Here is a 20,243-nt window from a genome sequence, read left to right as displayed (position 1 = left end):
TTTTATATTTCAACACTCTGGAAAAGACGACTGTTATTAAGTCGTCTTTTTTCAAGTTTAAAAAATCTTACCGAGTTGTCTGAATATCTTCTGATTCTTTAAAATTCCGCTTGAAGTACTTGAAAAAGTTTTAAGTACAGACAAGGGATAGTGGTTAGAGGTTTTATAGTATTTTAGTCATTCATTGCTTTAAATATTAATCTTAGAAGAGGAGTGTGTCCCAAAAGTAAATCTTTTTAGGGGCACCTTTTTTTTTTGAAAAAACAAGAAAATCCTTCCTTTTGATAGATTGAATAAAATGGAGCCTACGATCTTTTCGTCTCTTCATCTAGGTATCCATTGACCGCTATAACATCCAAAAATGAAGATAGAGACTTGTCTTGAAAATAATAAAGTTGGACTATTTAAGCTTTATTTAATCCTTTCTATTTTACTATTTTTAATTGTACTTCAAGTCAGAAATTCATCATTTTTTTCTTCAATTTGTAATTAAATCAATAAATTTGCTCATCGACTTAGTTGGATTATCCCGATTAAATCATTCTTTTTAGAAGCCTCTCGACCAAATAAGTTAAAATTCCCTTATTTTCTACTTGAGTTTTTGTTTTTTAATTTTTATACATAGGTCTAAAGGTCATATAAATAACCCAATATGATTCTTGCAACAACGCAATTAAAATTAGTATTGTACCAGATTTGGCCAAAGAATGAATAATCTTTTTGGTGCTTTTGAGTTAAATCTATTTCATTTTAATAGATTAAGAAAATGAAAGTTTACTGTAGAGGAGAGTAAAAATGAAAAAGAAAAAAAGTTTTCCTTACAAGGTTCTTGCAACAACAACTTTGGTTACAATGTTATTTACATCAACAGGATTTGCTGAAGGAACAGAGGAAAATCAGATCCCTGCTCCAAGTATTGAAGAAATTGTAAAACAAGGTCAGCAAATTTTTGTTGATGAGCAAAAACAAACTGCTCAAGATGCGGTAGATGAGTTTGGCTATAAAGATTTAAAAGAGAAGGGAATAGTAAAACCTTATAAACCAAATGAAAAAGTACGTGTAATCGTTGAAGTTGAGAAGCCACAAACAGCCACGGAAGAGTCTAATCAAAGTAAAAGAGCACAATTTAAACAAAAACAAGATGAAGCGATTGAACACATTTCTAAGAAATCAGATGTGAAAGTTAAACAACGTTTTTATGAAGGATTTAATGGTTTTAGTGTAGAAACTGAATTTCGTAACTTAGAGGAAATTCAATCGACTCCAGGTGTAACAAATGTACATATCGCAAGAAAATTTCAGCCTTCTATGGGGGCAAGCAAAGAATTAGTACAAGCTCAAAAAGTATGGCAGGATTATGGCTATCAAGGAGAAGGATTACTTGTTGCTATAGTCGACACGGGAATAGACTATACTCATAAAGATATGACGTTGACAGAAAAAGGAAAAGCAAAGGAAAAGTATTCGAAAGAAAGTATTCAAAAAAAATTCGCGGAAACTGGTGTGGGCGAAGTATGGTACAGCGACAAGGTACCAACAGGATATGACTGGGCGGATCATGATACAGATGTCATTCCACACAGTGCAGGGAATTCACACGGTATGCATGTTGCAGGTACAGTAGGAGCGAATGGTGACGAAGCAAATGACGGAGTAAAAGGTATTGCACCAGGAGTACAGTTGTTGGCAGAAAAAGTATTCTCTGATAATGCAAATGGAGCATATGAAGATGATATTATTGCTGGTATTGAGCACGCGGTGACTATGGGAGCAGATGTCATTAACATGAGTTTAGGAACTGACGCGGGTTTCGTAAGTGAAGAAGATGATCCAATTCAAAAGGCGATCCGTGAAGCAACCGAACAAGGTACGCTTGTAGTTGAAGCGGGTGGAAATTCTGCTTATAGCACAAAAAATAATCTAATACCGTCCTCCGTAAAACCGTATGCTGAAAATCCAGATATTGGAACAGTTGGTGAACCAGGAGTAAGCCCATATGCATTATCTGTTGCTTCCTATGAAAATACGAGTATACACATGGCATCTCTTAAATCAGAAGATGGTTTACAGTTACCATACCAAGACCAAACACAGTTTGATATGAGGCTTTCTAGTGTATTATCGCCACTTGAATCTTACGAGATGGTATACGTTGGAGAAGGTAAGACAGCTGATTTTAAAGATAAAGATGTGACAAATAAAATTGTCGTTGCAAAACCAAATGGAAAATATGGTTCATATACTTATATTCAAACCGAAGCGAAAAAGAAGAATGCAAAGGCAGTAATCCTTGTACCTGCGAATGAAGATGTTGACTATCCATTCGTATATTTTAGTCCTTACTTTACACCTGCTGCAACGACTAGCAGAGCAGTTGGAGCTACTTTAATTTCTCAGTTAACGAGCGGTCATATTGTGAAAATGAAACCGTCAACTGGAATCTATGTTGAAAATCCAAATAAGAATACGATGTCATATTTCTCATCTTATGGTACACCACATACATTAGACTTTAAGCCTGAGATTTCTGCACCTGGTGGTAAAATTTATTCGACTGTTCCAGGAAATCAATATGAGGTAATGAGCGGAACATCTATGGCAAGTCCTCATGTTGCAGGAGGTTCAGCATTAATACTGCAATCACTATATGAAAAAGGTTTAACTCATTCAGAAGAAACAGCTTTAAAAGCAAAAATTGCATTAATGAATACTGCAAAGTTAGTTCTTGATCCTTCTACGAATAATGAAGTACCGTATTCCCCACGCGTACAAGGTTCGGGCTTAATGCAAATTGAAAATGCGATTAAAACACCAGTACTTGTGACAAGAGAAAAAACTCCGCTTGAGCAAGCAGGAGCAGTTGCGTTAAAAGAGATCAAATCTGATAATGTACACTTCAAATTAAATGCAGAAGCGCTTCAAAATTTGAATATAAAAGATTTAGAATATCAAGTATATGTTGACGTTTTAACGGACGGTAAAGTAACAAAAGATATTGACCTAGATAATGATGGAACATTGGATTCAAAAGAATATTTAACGTTAAAAAGCGAGCGTGTACAAGGTGCTATCGCATCTGTGAATGGAGAAACAGTATCGTCTACAGCAGGAAAAACATTAAAAATTAAACCAGGACAAGAAAAAAATCTCGATATTCAAATTCAACTTCCGTCAAGCTTAAAGAAAGGTACATTTGTTGAAGGGTATGTCCGTTTAGTTCCATCTGGTAAAAACAGTGAGTCAGCAGTTCCTTTAACGGTTCCATACATGGGTTACTATGGTGAATGGGATCTACCACAAAATATTGATCCTGCAGCATATGAAAAAGATGCGTTCTTAGGATATACGACACTTTGGAATGACGAACCATTTTCTGAAAATACATACCCATTAGGATATGATCCAAAAACAGCAAGATTTAATAAGGATCGAATTGTTATTTCTCCTAATGCTGGGTTAAATACAGTGTTCCCAACATTTACTGTATTACGTAATTTAGAAAAGACTGAAATGTACGTGGAGAATGCAAACGGAGAAATGATTAAATACCTAGGTGACTTTAGTGAATATACTGGAAAGCCATGGAAGTTCCGTAAAAATATTATGTCTTACAGCGACTACATGAATGGTGGTTATGTATGGGATGTAACAGACGAAAACGGAAAAGTTGTTAAGGATGGCACTTATAACTATGTCATTAAATCAACATTAGATTATAAGGATGCGAAACCACAAATCGTGAAACTTCCTTTCCATGTTGATTCAGTTGCTCCTGTTGTATCCGATATTCAAGTAAAGCCTATAGATGGTCAATATGAAATTTCATTCAAAGCTACAGACAATGAAAAAGGAAGTGGCTATTACGGTGCGATTGTTTGGTATAACGGTAAATATAAGCCTTTACAACCAGGTCAAACATCTTTACTTGTAAAAGAAGAGCCTAAGAGTGTTGTTGTATTAGGTTCCGATTATGCTTTAAATCACAGCTACACAGTTTGGGGAGACACTTCTTATATTAATGAAGGAATGCTTGTTAGCTATTTCAGTGTATACCCAAATAAAAATGTTAATGCAAGTACTCCTGCTCAAATCAACGGTTATGGCAATAACAAAGTGAATTGGAAAATTAATGTTAAGGATGTAAACGGCAACCTTGTGGATTCTTTTAATGTTGATAATCAAGTTGAAATTCACTTGAAATGGGCTCCGGAAGCTACTGTTCCAAGTGGTACGTATACAATATCAGCAGATGTGGTAAGTAAAGACGGCTTTAAAGTAACTACAAAACCACAGACAGTTACCGTTTTACAAAAATAATGTATCAAAAATAAAAATGCAGGAANNTTCCTGCATTTTTATTTTTGTGCTCTATATTTATTTATACGTAAAATTGAAGTAAGAAAATAAAACCTCTGATTCTTTAAGATTCCGCTTGAAGTATTTGAAAAAGTTCAAGTACAGTCCAAGGATTGGGATTAGAATTTTTAGTGTATTTTAGTCATTTATTGCTTAAATATTAATTTTAAGAGAGGCATTTTTCCAGATTTGGAAAAATGTTTTTTTATGATCCGGAATTTTAGAAGTCCTCTGACTATTCCTTCTTAATATAAGATTATCTTATTATAATTTTAAACTAATTAATTTTATTAGAAAAGATTGTTCTTGTATAATAAAACCAATAAATATTGATGTTAGAAAATTAAAAAAATATTTGGGAAAACGAATCCTATCCATTGGAATCCTACATTTACGTCATAACTCAAACGAAAGAAAAAACAATAATTTATTGCAATTTAAAAGAAATGTAATGACATAAACAAAAATTACTAAACTGAACTATTTCTAATAATGTTGGTTCATTAGGGAGGCTAAAATGTTAGTCGGAGAAATTTTCAAATTTTATCGTGAAAAAAATGGAATCAGCCAATCAAACCTAAGCAAAGAGATTTGCTGTAAAACATATATTAGTAGATTCGAAGGTGGAAAAGTGAGTATATCACCTGATATTTTATCCAAATTAACAGAACGGTTAGGGATTGATCTAAACAAAGAAATGAAAGCATTACATCATATTGAACAGCGGTTAAAAGATTGGGATCTTGCCATTATTATGCAAAATTCCATTCAAATTGAGGAGATAAAAAAAGAATTAGAAAGTATACCGTTTATCAAAGCTTCTAAATATGCAGTGTATTATCACTTATTAACAGCAAGGTACTATCTTCATAAGAAGATGTTACCTGAAACTAAATCGATAATCGAATATGCGGAAAAAAATTTCCAAAGGATTTCTGATTTTGAAAAAAGTCTTCTTCTACACATTAAAGGAATGTTTTGTATTAGTACATATCGGACTACAACAAGTGAAGATTTTAGAGAGGCAGTTAAAATTTTAAAACAAATTAATATAGAAGAATACAAAAATGAAGAATATTACTATCACTTAGCTCTTGGCTATCACTACGCAAGGGGGAAAGTACTAGCTTATACTTATGCTCAAAAAGCAAACGATTATTTCATTAAAACATGTAACTATTTGCAAGCAATAAATGCTCAAACTTTAATGTTAATGCAATTTGAAAGTGAAAATGATATCGATTTTATGGAATTAGTAGAAAGCTATATGAATTTAATTCATAATTGTGAAAACTTAGGTGATAATGAAAAAAAACGTATTCTTTTAAATAATTTAGGGGTAGAGTTCTTTAAACGAAAAGATTTCGAGCAAGCTGCACATTATTTTAAGAAATCATTATTCATGACAGATCATACATCATTCTATTACTTACGACGATTCTACAATTACATTGAATCATGCTCGGAAGGACAGTTATTGAATATAGAAAATCTTTTAGAGGAAGTAAAAAAAGGAATTGCTTTAGCTAAGAAACATAATAGCCCGATTCATCTCACATTATTTAACCTCTTACTTTTGAATTGTAAAAAAAATCGAAGTGGGTATTATGATTATTTAGCAAAGGTAGCTATTCCACAGTTTGCTTCAACAAATAATGTTTTTTATTATGAACAGTATGGGAAAAAATTATATAAATACTATATGGAATTAGGTCAATATGAAGAAGCGATCGAATTGATTCAGTTCTTTAGTGATAGTGGTAATCAACGTGACATTCCTATCGAAACTAATCAAGTAAAAGCGGAATTGGAATGGATTTAATAATAGAAATTTTAGGAGGAGCTCTAAATACTGGCTTCTCTTTTTTGCATATTAGAAAGTATAAATTGGCAGCGGAGAAAAAAACTCGACGTAGTTGTGTAACTACGCCTCTGTCTGCGCCTAAATGCTCGCCAATTGCACGAGTTTTTTTATTTGGGTCATCATTGTAGCTAATTTATAAGTAGATTAGTTGAATTCCTCTTTAGGTTACTAGTTTTTAAGTGAGGACGACGTAGAGATACATTTAAAAATCACGACGCTAGATTCTTAACTAGCCAAGAGCCCCTAAAGTAAGTGAAAAAACTATAAGGGAGTGTTATTACAAAACTTTCGAAGAGTACAAGTAAAAATAAGACCTTATTATTAAAAATCTATAATTTTTAATTTTACCAGAATATTCTAATTATTTATAATGAAATCAATGAATAGGGGAGGGGATGGAGTTAAGCCGGAAGTTGGAAATCATTCATTGTTCTAATCCAAATTAGAGAAGACCTCGTTATGTATTTGAACAATTTCTATTAAAATTAATCTTTACAGGGAGACTTAGGAATGGAGAAAAAGAGTAAGGTTTTAAAAAGTTTTACTGTATTAGCGTTAACATCAAGTTTTATATTAGGTTCACTTGGCCACATATCTCACAATACAAAAGCAGCTAGTCCAAGAAATGTAGACGAAATTCTAGCAAATTTAACTTCGGAGCAAAGAGCGGCTCTTCATCAACTTTCAACAAATGAAGAGACAGGTCTTCAAATTTCTTCAGATATTAACTTAGCCTCTTCAAATCTAACCTCTGTTATTGTTGAATTTAACAATAAGCCTGCTAAAATTGCTCAAATTGAAGCAAGTGTAGAGGGGCAATCATTATCTGAAACTGAAGCATCTAAACTTGTAGATCAGGACCATAAAACATTTTCGAATGATGTAGAGAAAGTATTAACGAATGAAAACAATAAAAAAGTGAGTTATAAGATTAATCATTCATATAAACATGCTTTCAATGGTGTCTCGCTTAGTCTACCAGCAAATCAAATTAAGAATCTATTAAAATCCAAAGCAGTTAAAACAGTTTGGAGCAACGAAACATTTTCGATTGATCCTCCAGCAAAAGCAGAAAATAATGAACAGTTAAAAACTGATGAAGCAAATGTTGCAAATTATACACCTTATGATGGTTTAGACCGTTTACATTCAGAAGGGTATACAGGTAAAGGAATTAAAGTTGGCATTCTTGATACAGGAATCGATTACAACCACCCAGATTTAAAGGATGCTTACAAAGGTGGATATGATTTTGTTAATAACGATAATGATCCGATGGAAACGACGTATGCCGATTGGGTGAATGCTGGAAAACCGGGAACAGCGGCCAATTATTATACTGAACATGGTACACATGTTGCTGGGATTATTGGTGGACGAGGTGTAGCAAACAGTGAGTATAAAACAGTTGGTGCAGCACCTGGATCAGACTTATATGCCTATAGAGTACTAGGACCTGGTGGTAGTGGTACAAGTGAAAATATTATCGCTGCGATCGATCGAGCAGTTCAAGATGGTATGGATGTCATCAATATGTCGCTTGGGGCATCAATTAATGATCCACTTTATGCAACTTCAATTGCTGTAAACAATGCTGTACTAAGCGGCGTAACGACTGTCGTAGCAGCAGGTAATAGCGGGGATCAAATGTATACATTAGGATCACCTGGTGCTGCCGCATTAGCTTTAACAGTCGGTGCATCATCAATCGCACTTGATATTTACCAATATGCTGGTATCCAAGATGGCAAAAACTATACGTTAAGACAATTAGCAAGAAATTATAAAGATGATGTAACAACATTAAAAGGAAAAACGTATCAACTTGTTGATGTTGGTTTAGCAAATCCAGCTGACTTTAATGGAAAAGACTTAAACGGTAAGATTGCGTTCATTAAGCGTGGATCAATTGCTTTAATTGACAAAATCAAAAATGCAAAAGCAAAAGGTGCTGTTGGGGTTTTAATGTATAACGATGGAACAAATAAAGCTGAAGGTGCAATTCAAGCATTTTTAGGTGAATCAGTTGATGCGATTCCTGCATTCTCCGTTTCAAATGATGATGGTAATACAATCGCAGCTGCAATTAAAGCTGGTAAAACAGACTTCACATTCGGAGATTTCACAAAATTAAAAACTGCTTCTGATGAATTAGCACAATTCAGTTCTAGAGGTCCATCTCGAGTGAACTATGATATTAAACCAGAAGTAATTGCACCTGGTGTATCAATCCTTTCGACGGTACCATTCTATGTAAACGATAAAACAGTTAATGGATCAAAACCAGAAGATTACAAATATGCGTATGAGCGCTTATCTGGAACTTCCATGGCAACACCTTATGTTGCAGGGGTCTCAGCTCTCTTACTTCAATCAAATAGAGATTTAAATCCGGAAGATGTTAAATCAATCTTAATGAATACAGCAGATCCTTTGGCAAAAGATTACAGTGTTTTTGAAGTAGGAAGCGGTCGAGTAGATGCATATGAGGCTATTCACTCAAATGTAGAATTAGAGGTAGTGGACAAGACCCCTACAATTATAAATGGAAAACAAAAATCCATTAAAGAATTAACTGGTGGAATGAGTTTTGGTTCTTTTGGATTTGACAATCAAGATATAGCTGATTCACGTACAGTTATATTAAAGAATCGCAGTGAAAAAGCAAAAACATTTAATGTAGATGTGAAATTCCAAACTGGATTAAGAGGATCGAAGGATGCAGCTCAGAACAATGTAACTTTAACAGGCCCTTCGACTGTTAAATTAAATGGAATTAGCCAAAAATCATTTGAATTTAACTTAAACTTTCCAAAAGCAGCAGAAAAAGGAACATATGAAGGTTATATCACTTTCACGAATACTCAAGATTCAACTGAAACATACCAAATTCCATTTGGTGGACGTGTAATAAACGAAGGGATTGATACATTTAAAATTGAAAATCCAATTTTTTCAGACGAAGGCGCTTGGCCACAAACTAGTTATCCAGATCTTGACTTTTCGATGAATCTAAAATCGCATATGAAGACTTTAGATGTCGTATTACAAGATCCAAATACAGGTGAAGATTTAGGACTTGTGGGATTTTTTAATACACTCCTTCTAAATGAAAATCAAACATATTATGTTGGTGCAGCTTTTAATACCTATTATTATCCATTTACAAGTGATCCAAAAAATCCAATTAGCAGTGATCCTGTCAAAATAAATACGGGTCATTATAAATTAAGGCTTGTTGGTTCAAATGAAAAAGGTAAAACATTCTCGGCGGCTTCGGATTTCTTATATGAAGTTGGAACTCCTACAATAACTTCAAGCTTTGATTCGTTAGATCAAAAGGTTATTGAATATAATGAAAGTCAGTTAGATTCTAAGGGAGAATTTTTATATGATTTTAATATTAATGTAAAAGATCCTGAAGTTGAGGAAGCAAATCGATATGGTATTAATGTTGATCAATCAAGCAATTCAGTTGTTTCTTTTTACAATTGGGGAAGACCAACATTACCATCATATACAGATAAAAATGGAAATTATGATGAGCATCAAATTTTAGTTAGAAGTCAGATTCAGCCTTTAACTGTTCAATTTTATGGCTTAGACGCAGCGAAAAACGCTACTGCTGATGCTTCTGCGATGCTAAAAGTTGCTTTTGTTAAAAATACTTATCCTTACTTTTATTTAAAAGCAAATAAAAAAACTGTAACTACGGGAGAATCGGTTAATTACAGTGTTCGTTCGAATAATATTAAAAACTTAAAAACAACAAAAATTACATTGCCAGTCGATACTAATTTAGCTGCAATTGAAAATGTTGTTGTAAATGATGCGGTTAAACAATACGGCGATGCACAAGTATCTGTAGAAACTGCACCTTATTTCGATAGTGTATTAAATTATACGTTTACATTTACGTATTCTGGTACTAAACCTTTACCAGAAGATTTGAAGTTATTTAATTTCGATATAAAAACACTTGATAAATATACGCGTTCAACTCCATTCTTATGGCATATAATGGATGCTACAACATTTGATCAATCAAATGTTGAGACAGATAATGTCTATTCTTATATGGAAGGTTATGCGACTAAATCGAAATTTTCAGTACTAGAAGGTTCATTACAATTAGAAGGGACGAAAGATCCATCTACTGGTGAAAAGATTTATTCGATTGATCAAAGTCAAATCGGTGCAAAAGTTACGGTGACTTCATATGATGGGAAAACAGTCGTTGTAGCTCCTATAACATCTAAAGCTGGTAGTTATATTGCTGAAGGACTTAAAGCAGATAAAAATGCTTATACAATAAAAGTAGATGTACCGGGTCACTTTACAATGCAAAAACAATTATATTTATCGAATGAAGTTCGTGGTGAAACAGTTGGAAAGAGATTAAGATACTTACTTGAAACAGCATCAGCTGGTGATGTAAATAAAGATAATGTGATCGATATTTTAGATGCAATAGCTGTACAAACATATTGGGGTACAAATAAAGCATCTGCAGATTTTAACTTTGACAAAGTTGTGGATAAGAAGGATATGGATTTCATCATAAAAAATTATGGATTGAAAAATCCGACGGTAGCAAATGCACCAAAAGCAAAAACTTCTTATAAAGGTGTTACGTTAGACACTGTATTAAGTCAGTTAGGTTTAGAATAATAAAAATCAATTGGAAAGGGGAAGGCGTATAGCGGCTTCTCTTTTTTGATCTGTCTGTTTTAGCACAATAAGCGATATTCATAACCAATTTTTTGGAATATTTTTCAAAAAATATTTTATCAGAAAAACGTCAGTGTTGATGTGTAAATTATATTAATAAAAGATTTTGGGCACAAAAATACTTCTAAAAGTGTTAGTTCAATTCTTTAGAATGCAATTAGAAAAAATAAGATTTCGTTATTAAAGTTATATTTTTTTTAATTTTACCAGAAAATTCTGATTACGTATAATGAAATCATTATATAGGGAAGGGGATAGAAACGAGTCGTAAATTGATAGATTATGCGTTCGTTTTTAAGGAAATTTGAGGTAAATCGAACAATTTCTATCAAAAAAAACATAATTTTATAAGGGGATTGGAGAAATGGGGAAAAAGAGTAAATTGTTAAAAAGTTTTTCTGTTTTAGCTTTAACATCTAGTTTTATATTAGGTTCACTTGGACATGTAACACAAAGCACAAAAGCAGCTAGTCCAAGGAATGTAGATGATATTTTGGCAAATTTAACTTCTGAACAAAGAGCGGCCTTAAATCAGCTTTCAACAAACGAAGAGACTGGTCTTCAAATTTCTAAAGACACTGACTTAAACTCTTCAGATCAAACTAGTGTCATAGTAGAGTTTAATAATAAACCAGCAAAAATTGCTAAACTTGAAGCAAGTGTCGAAGGTAAAACTTTATCTGAAACCGATGCTAATAAGCTAGTAGATCAGGATCACGAATCTTTTTCAAATGATGTAGAGAAAGTATTAACAGGTGATGAAAATAAAAAAATAAATTATAAGATTAACCGCTCCTATAAGCATGCATTTAACGGTGTCTCAATGAGCCTACCAGCAAATCAAATTAAAAATCTATTAAAATCAAAAGCTGTTAAAACAGTTTGGAGTAACGAAAAATTTTCGATAGACCCTCCAGAAGTAGAAAATGATCAGCTAAAAACTGATGAAGCTAAAGTAGCAAATTATACTCCATATGACGGCTTAGATCGTTTACACGCAGAGGGTTTTACCGGTAAAGGGATTAAAGTAGGAATTCTTGATACCGGAATGGATTATAACCACCCGGATTTAAAGGATGCTTACAAAGGTGGATATGATTTTGTTAATAACGATAATGATCCAATGGAAACAACGTATGCGGATTGGGTGAAGGCAGGAAAACCTGGATCTCAAAATGGAGCGGACTATTATACTGAACATGGAACACATGTTGCTGGTATTATTGGTGGACGCGGTGTATCAAATAGTGAGTATAAAACAGTTGGTGCGGCACCTGAAGCGGACCTTTATGCTTACCGAGTACTTGGCCCAGGTGGTGGCGGCACAAGTGATGCGATCATTGCCGGGATTGATCGAGCAGTACAAGATGGTATGGATGTCATTAACATGTCGCTAGGAGCAACAATAAATGATCCACTTTTTGCAACTTCTATTGCAGTTAACAATGCCGTATTAAGTGGAGTTACGACCGTTGTAGCTGCAGGTAATAGTGGCGATAAAATGTTTACTCTTGGATCGCCGGGAGCGGCTGCATTAGCATTAACAGTTGGAGCGTCTTCAGTTGCAATTGATATTTATCAATACACGGGCGTAAATAATGGTAAAAGTTACAATATAAGACAATTGACGAAAAACTATAAAGATGACCTAACTTCATTAAAAGGAAAAACTGTACAACTTGTCGATGTAGGACTTGGAGATCCAAGTGGTTATCAAAATAAGGATGTAAAAGGAAAATTTGTGTTCATGAAACGAGGAGTATATACATTAGACTCTAAAGTTTCATATGCCAAAGCACAAGGTGCTGCGGGTGTTATCATGGCTAACGATGAAACAAACAAGGCAGAGGGAGCAATTCAGACATTCCTTGGTGAATCAATGAATGCGATTCCTTCATTCTCAGTTTCATTTGATGAGGGCTCAGTAATTTCTGCAGCATTAAAAGATGGTAAATCAGATTTCACATTTGGTGATTTCAAGAAAATTCAAACCGCATCTGATGATTTAGCTACGTTCAGTTCGAGAGGGCCGAGCCGTGTTAACTACGATATTAAACCGGAAGTAACAGCACCAGGTGTTTCAATTCTTTCAACGGTTCCGTTTTATGTAAATGATCACACGGTAGATGGAACACATACAGAAGATTATAAATATGCATACGCACGCTTATCAGGTACATCAATGGCTACTCCATATGTCGCAGGTGTATCAGCATTATTACTTCAATCAAATAAAGATCTTCAACCAGAAGATGTAAAGTCGATTTTAATGAATACAGCAGATCCACTATCTAAAAATTATAGCGTATATGAGGTAGGAAGTGGACGAGTAGACGCTTATGAAGCAATTCATTCAAACGTTGAGTTAGAAGTAAATGATAAAACACCTATGTTTGTGAATGGAAAACAAAAATTAATTACAGAATTAACAGGTGCAATGAGCTTTGGATCTTATGGATTTAATGGTGAAGATATTTCAGGCTCAAAAACTGTTACATTAAAAAATCGTAGTGAGAAAGCAAAAACATTTGATGTTAATGTTAAATTCCAAACGGGATTAAGAGGATCAAAAGATGCAGCATCAAATGGCGTAACGTTAGAAGGACCAACTACAGTTAAATTAAATGGAATTAATCAAAAATCAATTAAGTTTAACTTAAACATTCCTAAAACTGCTGAAAAAGGAACATATGAGGGATATATTATTTTCACGAATTCCTCAGATCCGACTGAAACTTACCAAATTCCATTTGGTGGACGTGTTGTAAACGAAGGTATTGATAAGTTTAATATCGAAAATCCAATGTATGGCACAGACACAGCATGGCCAGCAAATGCTTACCCATTTATGGATATAACATTTACACTAAAATCACATATGAAGGCGATAGATCTAGTACTACAAGATCCAACTACAGGTGAAGATCTTGGATTAGTAGGAACATTTAATGCGATTGCAGTAAATGAAAATCAAGAGTATTATACTCCTGCATTCAATACAATTTATTATCCATTTACAGGTGATTCGAAAAATCCTATTAGTAGTCATCCAGTATTTGCAAAAACGGGTCACTATAAATTGAGACTAGTTGGTACAAATGAACAAGGGAAAACATTCTCAGCATCGTCTGATTTCATTTATGAACTAGGAGCACCAACAATGACTTCAAGTTTTGATTCGTTGGATCAAAAAGTAATTGAAGTTAAAGATAGTCAATTTGATTCGAATGGACAATTCCTATATGACTTTAACATTAACTTACATGATCCAGAAACTGAAGAAGGAACTCGCTTAGGATTACCTGTCGATCAATCAAACAATTCAGTTGTTTCATTTTATAATGACGGATTTCCTACAAATCCAATCAGAACAGATAAAAATGGAAATTACACTGATAAAATTTTAGTGAGAAAACAAGCAGATCCATTAAAAGTTCAGTTTTATGGTTTTGATGCAGCAAGAAACTTTAATGGTAATGCATCTAATATGTTAAGAGTCGTTTTTGTAGATCAAAATTTACCATACTTCTATGTAAAAGCAAATAAACAAACTGTTACAACAGGTGATAGTGTAAACTATACCGTTCGTTCAAATAATGTTAAAAATTTAAAAACAACTAAAATTACAATGATAAAAGATAGTTATGCTTCAGTTGAGAATGTAGTTGTAAATGATGCAGTTAAAAAGTATGGTGATGCACAGGTTAGTGTAGAAAGTACACCAACGAAGTATATTTTTACATTTAATTATTTAGGTGATAAAGCATTACCAGAAGATTTACCGTTATTTAATTTTGACCTAAAAACTGCTAACAAATGGACAACAGATAGTATTAACTGGTTTGGTATGAGTGCAACAACAATTGATCAATCAAATGTTGTGACGAACAATGTTTACGCTTATATGGAAAGTTATAAGGTAAAAACAATGTATTCAAGGTTAGAGGGAGCATTAAGACCAGAAGCAGCAGTTGATCCAATTAAAGGACTAAATTATGCAATTGATCAAAGTAAAATTGGTGCAAAAGTAACGGTTACCTCTTTTGATGGGAAAACAGTTGTTGAGTCTCCAGTTACAGATCGATATGGTAGCTATTTAATTGATGGACTTAAAGCTGATATAAATCCTTATACACTGAAAGTCGATGTGCCAGGTTACTTTACGATGAATCAAAAATTTGAATTGTACAGTGATGTTCGTGGTGAAATCGTTGGAAAGCGAATTAGATATAACTTACCAATCGCTGCAGCTGGAGATACAAATAAAGACAATGTTATCGATATTTTAGATGCTTTAGCTGTACAAACATATTGGGGTACAAATAAAGCTTCTGCAGATTTTAACTTTGATAAAGTTGTAGACGCTAAAGACATGAACTATGTTGTTAAAAACTATGGTTTACAAAATCCAACTGTAGAAAATGCACCTAAAGCGAAAACTTCTTATAAAGGTGCAACATTAGATACAGTATTAAGTCAGTTAGGTTTACAGTAAAGATTTAATATAAGTGTTTGTTATAAACGCAAAGGGAAGCTGATCATTTCAGCTTCTCTTTTTTTAAAGAGAGTGTAAATCAGCACTGTAATAGATTACATGAAAGTGTTGCCAATTTAAGGAAATGAGTAGATGCAACTCTGGCTTAGTCTAAAAGGCTCGCCAGTCTATGAGGCTACTTTATTTACTATTTAATTATAATCTGCTGATAAATCAGGGGTTTTTCTTAACAAAGATACATAAAAGGTAGGATCTAAAAAGTGATTTAGTATACTTTTTGAATTTAGGAAAAATTAGATTCTCTTATTAATCTTGAATTATTTTTAATTTTACCAGAAAATTCAGATTACGTATAATTAAGTCAATAAATAGGGAAGGGGAAAGAATTTAGTCGAAATTTGGTAGTGTATTTGTTCGGATCTATTAATTAAAAAAAAATAATGGATTATAACAATTTCTATCAGTACAGATCAAAAAATATGCAGGAGGACTGGAAAATGGGGAAGAAGTTTACAAACAAAAAAATTGTAAAAAATGCTACTGCTATTACATTAGGTGTAGGTTTAATTTCTAGTAGTTTTCATGCTTCATATTTTAATTCATCGTCAAAGGTAAAGGCTGCAACATTTGATACGAATGCAGAGTCGATTTTAGCTAATTTAACACCTGCTCAAAGAGAGGCCTTAACACAGCTTTCGAAGAATGATCAATCGGGATTATTCTTAAATCCTGATGTTAATATAGATAGTTCAGAAGATGTTTCTGTAATTGTACAATTCAATCAAAAACCACATAAAGTAGCTGTACTTGAAGCAGCCTTAAAGGGTGAAAGTTTATCAGATAGTGAGGCTAAAAGTTTAGAAGATGCTGATCATGCAACGTTTGACAAAGACTTGCAAAAGCTATCAAGCGATGATGACACGACATATAAAATAAGTAGAAAATATAAAAATGCTTTCAATGGAGTCGCTTTAAAGATTCCTGCAAATAAAGTTAAATCTCTTTTAAATTCAAAAGCAGTTAAAGCGATTTATAGCAATGAAACTGTTAAGGAAGATCTTCCAGTAGAAAAAGCAGAAGATTCAACTAAAACGCAAGGACAAGGAATGGCAGATGAGCGTTCATACCTTCAAATCGATAAATTACATCAAGAAGGCTATACAGGTAAAGGAGTAAAGGTCGCTGTACTGGACACTGGGGTAGATTACAATCATCCGGATATAAAAGGTGCTTATAAAGGTGGATACGATTTCGTTAATAATGATAATGATCCGATGGAAACAACTTATGATGATTGGGTAAAAGCTGGAAAGCCAGGAGGAAGCTCTGGAGCAGCAAATTATGTAACTGAACACGGAACACATGTATCCGGAACGATTGTAGGACAAGGAAAAAATACTAGTGAATTTGCAACTACTGGAGTCGCTCCAGATGCTGACCTTTATGTATATCGTGTACTTGGACCTGGGGGCAGTGGAACGACGGATGGCATTCTAGCTGGAATTGATCGAGCAGTAGCAGACGGAATGGACATTATGAGTCTTTCTTTAGGTGCTAATTATAATGACCCAATGTATCCTACTAGTATCGCAATAAACAATGCAGTTTTAAATGGAGTAACAGCAGTTGTTGCAGCTGGAAATGCAGGTAATAAGATGTATACCGTAGGAGCACCTGGTACAGCAGCTCTAGCATTAACAGTAGGGGCTAGTAGTGTTCCAATTACGACACTTGGAGGAAAAGGATCGATCGATAATGTAACTGCATCATTACTTTTGATGGCAAAAGGCGCAGGGGATGATATTTCAAAATTAAAAGGTGTTACGAATTCGGTTGTAGATGTAAATCTAGGTGAAGCATACACTGGTAAAGATGTAAAAGGTAAAATTGTTCTAATGAGTCGTGGAACTTATACATTAGATTCTAAAATCTCGGTCGCTAAAGCACAAGGCGCTGCAGCAGTTCTTTTGTATAATGACAATCCTACTGAAGGACAAATTCCAACCTTCTTAGGAGATGGTGTGAACTTTATCCCAACGTTCTCGTTATCTAACGCAGATGGACTTGCTTTGAAGAAAAAGCTACAATCAGGATCTTCTAACTTTACATTTACTGATATAGGTGAAGCGAAAACTCAGGGAGATACATTAGCAGACTTCAGCTCACGAGGTCCTTCACGTGCAACATATGATATTAAGCCAGAAATTACGGCACCGGGAGTGAGTGTACTTTCAACGGTTCCAAGCTTTATTAATAGCCCAAATGATCCGACTGATTATAAAAATGCGTATCAAAGAATGTCAGGTACATCGATGGCTACACCATTTACAACTGGTGTCGCAGCTTTATTAAAACAAGCACAACCTGATTTACAACCAGAAGATATCAAGGCCATTTTAATGAATACTGCTGATTCATTAAGTAAGCCATATAGTGTATTTGAGCAAGGTGCTGGACGAATCGATCCTTATAACGCAATTCATTCAACGATTGAAATTAAAGTTAAAGAAAAAACGTCGACTATTATAAATGGAAAAGAAAAACAAATTAATGAGGATACAGGTGCATTAAGCTTTGGAAATGTCGCATATAATGGTTCGGACTATTCAGATACACGTTCTGTTACGTTAATGAACAGAGGAGAAAAATCGAAAACATTTGATGTAAAAGTAAATTTCCAATCAAATCTGCGCGGTTCAAAAGATGCACAAGCAAATGGAGTAACTGTTCAAACAGATTCAACAGTTACACTAAAAGGGATTAGCCAAAAGAAAACAACTATTACCTTGAATATTCCAAAAACAGCAGAAAAAGGGATTTACGAAGGCTATGTAGTGTATACAAACAAAGACAATCCTTCAGAAACTTACCGAGTTCCATTTGGTGTACACTACGTTGAGCAAGGGTTTAATTACTTTAAACTTTATAAAAAATCAGTGCCTGAATCACTAATTCAAAGCAGTCAAAAATGGAATCGAACAGATGCTGCTAACTTTAGCTTAAGTTCACATATGAAAACAATTGATGTCGTTTTTTCGGATGCGAAAACTGGTAAAGATCTTGGTATTGCTAATTCGTATGATGGAGTAGCATATGATGAAGGTGTTGATAATGTACTTGGTTTCGTATACTGGGGATATTACCACCCATTTACAAATGATCCGAATAATCCAATCGGTATGAGAGATGACCAACTTGTCGTACCAAAAGCGGGGCAATATGTATTAAAATTGGTAGGTACAGATGATGACGGAAAACAATATACGATCAGTCAAGATTTATTTGTAGATGGTACAAAACCAAAATGGGACGTTCATGTAGAAGGTGAAGTACCTGGAAAACAAATCGTTGAATATAAAGATGGACAAACTAAAGTTGGTGTAACAGGGCATATTACAGATGATAATGTTGCGGTAAAACAAGCTGCTGGAATTACTGCTGATCAAACACAAAATCAATTTTTAGCTTATTATAATAGTTACCTGCCAACTAATAATTTGACAGTTGACAAAGACGGTAATACATCTGATGAAATCGCATTGTCACCGGATTTACCAGTATTACCTGTGAAATTTGAAGGAATGGATGAAGCGACAAATGGTAACCTTCAAAGCCAATATTATTTCGTAAATGAGCATACGCCTTATGTATATGGTCAGATAAATGCTCCGACAACATACAATAAGGTATTGGCAAAGCCAGGGGACACATTTACAATGACGTTAACAGCAAATAATGTAAATAAATTAAAGAAAGCGAACTATAAGTTCTCAGATACATCTGGTACAAAAATTACAAACATTTCATTGAATCCTGAAGCACAAAAGCTTGGAGGATCACTAGATGTTAAACAAACTACTTCAGGAAGCAGGATCTCATCTGATGTTACTGTTAATTTTAATGGAACTACTGGCGTAGATGGTGATATACCAATGGTAGATTTAACACTTCAAGTGCCTAAACCGCTTCTGCCAAGAGATAATACATCATTTAGCCAATATGATTCATCTAGCCCAGTTACTTCAACATTTACAAATGTAGATAATGTAACTTCTAGTCCTTTTACAAGCGTGACATCAATTAGGATCTTAAAAAACGACCAAACAGAATTTGTAGGATATATACATGCAGAAGGCTTTAAAAATGCTTCCGGTACTTTGGATTCTACAAAAGATTACTCAAAGAGTTCGCCAACTTTAACAGTAATTGATAGTAATGGAAAAGTAGTAAAAACAAATATCGTCGCAAAAAATGGATCGTTTGATATTACAGGAATGGATCCATCAAAAGATGATTATACGTTAATCCAAGATATTCCAGGTCATTTTACAACTTATTACTCAAAAATTAATGTTCATTATGATCTAGATGATCAATTCTATGGTGTATATTATAGAGTAGGTATAGAAAGCACTCCATATGCAACTGCTGGAGATGTAAACAAAGACGATGTAATCGATGTGAAGGACGCATTAGCAATCCAAACATATTGGGGAACAAATAAACGAAGTGCAGATATTAACTTCGACGGTACGGTCGATGCGAAGGACCTAGCATTTGTTGAAAAGAATTACTTAATGCAAAACCCTTGGATCCCAGCTCCTCCAAAACCAGTTAAACAGTATAAAGGAAGTACTTTAGAATCAGTTAAGAGTCAATTAGGAGTACAATAAAAGTAGGCCTGTTCTCTACATTTGAGAACAGGCTTTTTCTAACATATAATACCATAACATTAACTAGATATATTCAATTCAAATTATGTTAAAATATTAATAATGTAATATGAAGGAGAAGAAA

General features: G+C 33.9%; 5 protein-coding genes. All 5 read left to right on the top strand.

Features of this window, described 5'->3' with window-relative positions; all coding sequences use genetic code 11:
- Positions 1-795: 795 nt before the first annotated feature.
- The 5 genes from COE53_RS19835 (at position 796) to COE53_RS19810 (ending at position 20,119) form a co-directional block, all read left to right on the top strand.
- Entirely contained in the window at positions 796-4,317 is a 3,522-nt protein-coding gene (locus COE53_RS19835) for a S8 family serine peptidase (protein WP_098948596.1), read from the top strand.
- Positions 4,318-4,873: 556 nt separating this feature from the next.
- Entirely contained in the window at positions 4,874-6,178 is a 1,305-nt protein-coding gene (locus COE53_RS19830; protein WP_098948595.1) for a helix-turn-helix domain-containing protein, read from the top strand.
- A 552-nt stretch (positions 6,179-6,730) separates the two neighbouring features.
- A complete protein-coding gene (locus tag COE53_RS19820; RefSeq protein ID WP_098948594.1) occupies positions 6,731-10,891 on the top strand; it encodes a S8 family serine peptidase in 4,161 nt (1,386 codons plus the stop codon).
- A 424-nt stretch (positions 10,892-11,315) separates the two neighbouring features.
- Entirely contained in the window at positions 11,316-15,446 is a 4,131-nt protein-coding gene (locus tag COE53_RS19815; RefSeq protein WP_098948593.1) for a S8 family serine peptidase, read from the top strand.
- A 497-nt stretch (positions 15,447-15,943) separates the two neighbouring features.
- Complete coding sequence (locus COE53_RS19810; protein WP_180242460.1) at positions 15,944-20,119, top strand: S8 family serine peptidase; 4,176 nt, start codon at positions 15,944-15,946, stop codon at positions 20,117-20,119.
- Positions 20,120-20,243: the final 124 nt, after the last annotated feature.

Origin of the sequence: Bacillus sp. AFS029533, from assembly GCF_002585125.1 — a bacterium.
Lineage (GTDB): Bacteria > Bacillota > Bacilli > Bacillales > Bacillaceae_G > Gottfriedia > Gottfriedia luciferensis_B.
Note: the sequence above shows the minus strand (reverse complement) of the source record. Positions and strands in the feature narration are given on the sequence as shown.

Coding starts and splice junctions, on each gene's coding strand:
- COE53_RS19815 (WP_098948593.1), top strand. CDS start 11,316: ATGGGGAAAAAGAGTAAATTGTTAAAAAGTTTTTCTGTTTTAGCTTTA.
- COE53_RS19810 (WP_180242460.1), top strand. CDS start 15,944: ATGGGGAAGAAGTTTACAAACAAAAAAATTGTAAAAAATGCTACTGCT.
- COE53_RS19820 (WP_098948594.1), top strand. CDS start 6,731: ATGGAGAAAAAGAGTAAGGTTTTAAAAAGTTTTACTGTATTAGCGTTA.
- COE53_RS19835 (WP_098948596.1), top strand. CDS start 796: ATGAAAAAGAAAAAAAGTTTTCCTTACAAGGTTCTTGCAACAACAACT.
- COE53_RS19830 (WP_098948595.1), top strand. CDS start 4,874: ATGTTAGTCGGAGAAATTTTCAAATTTTATCGTGAAAAAAATGGAATC.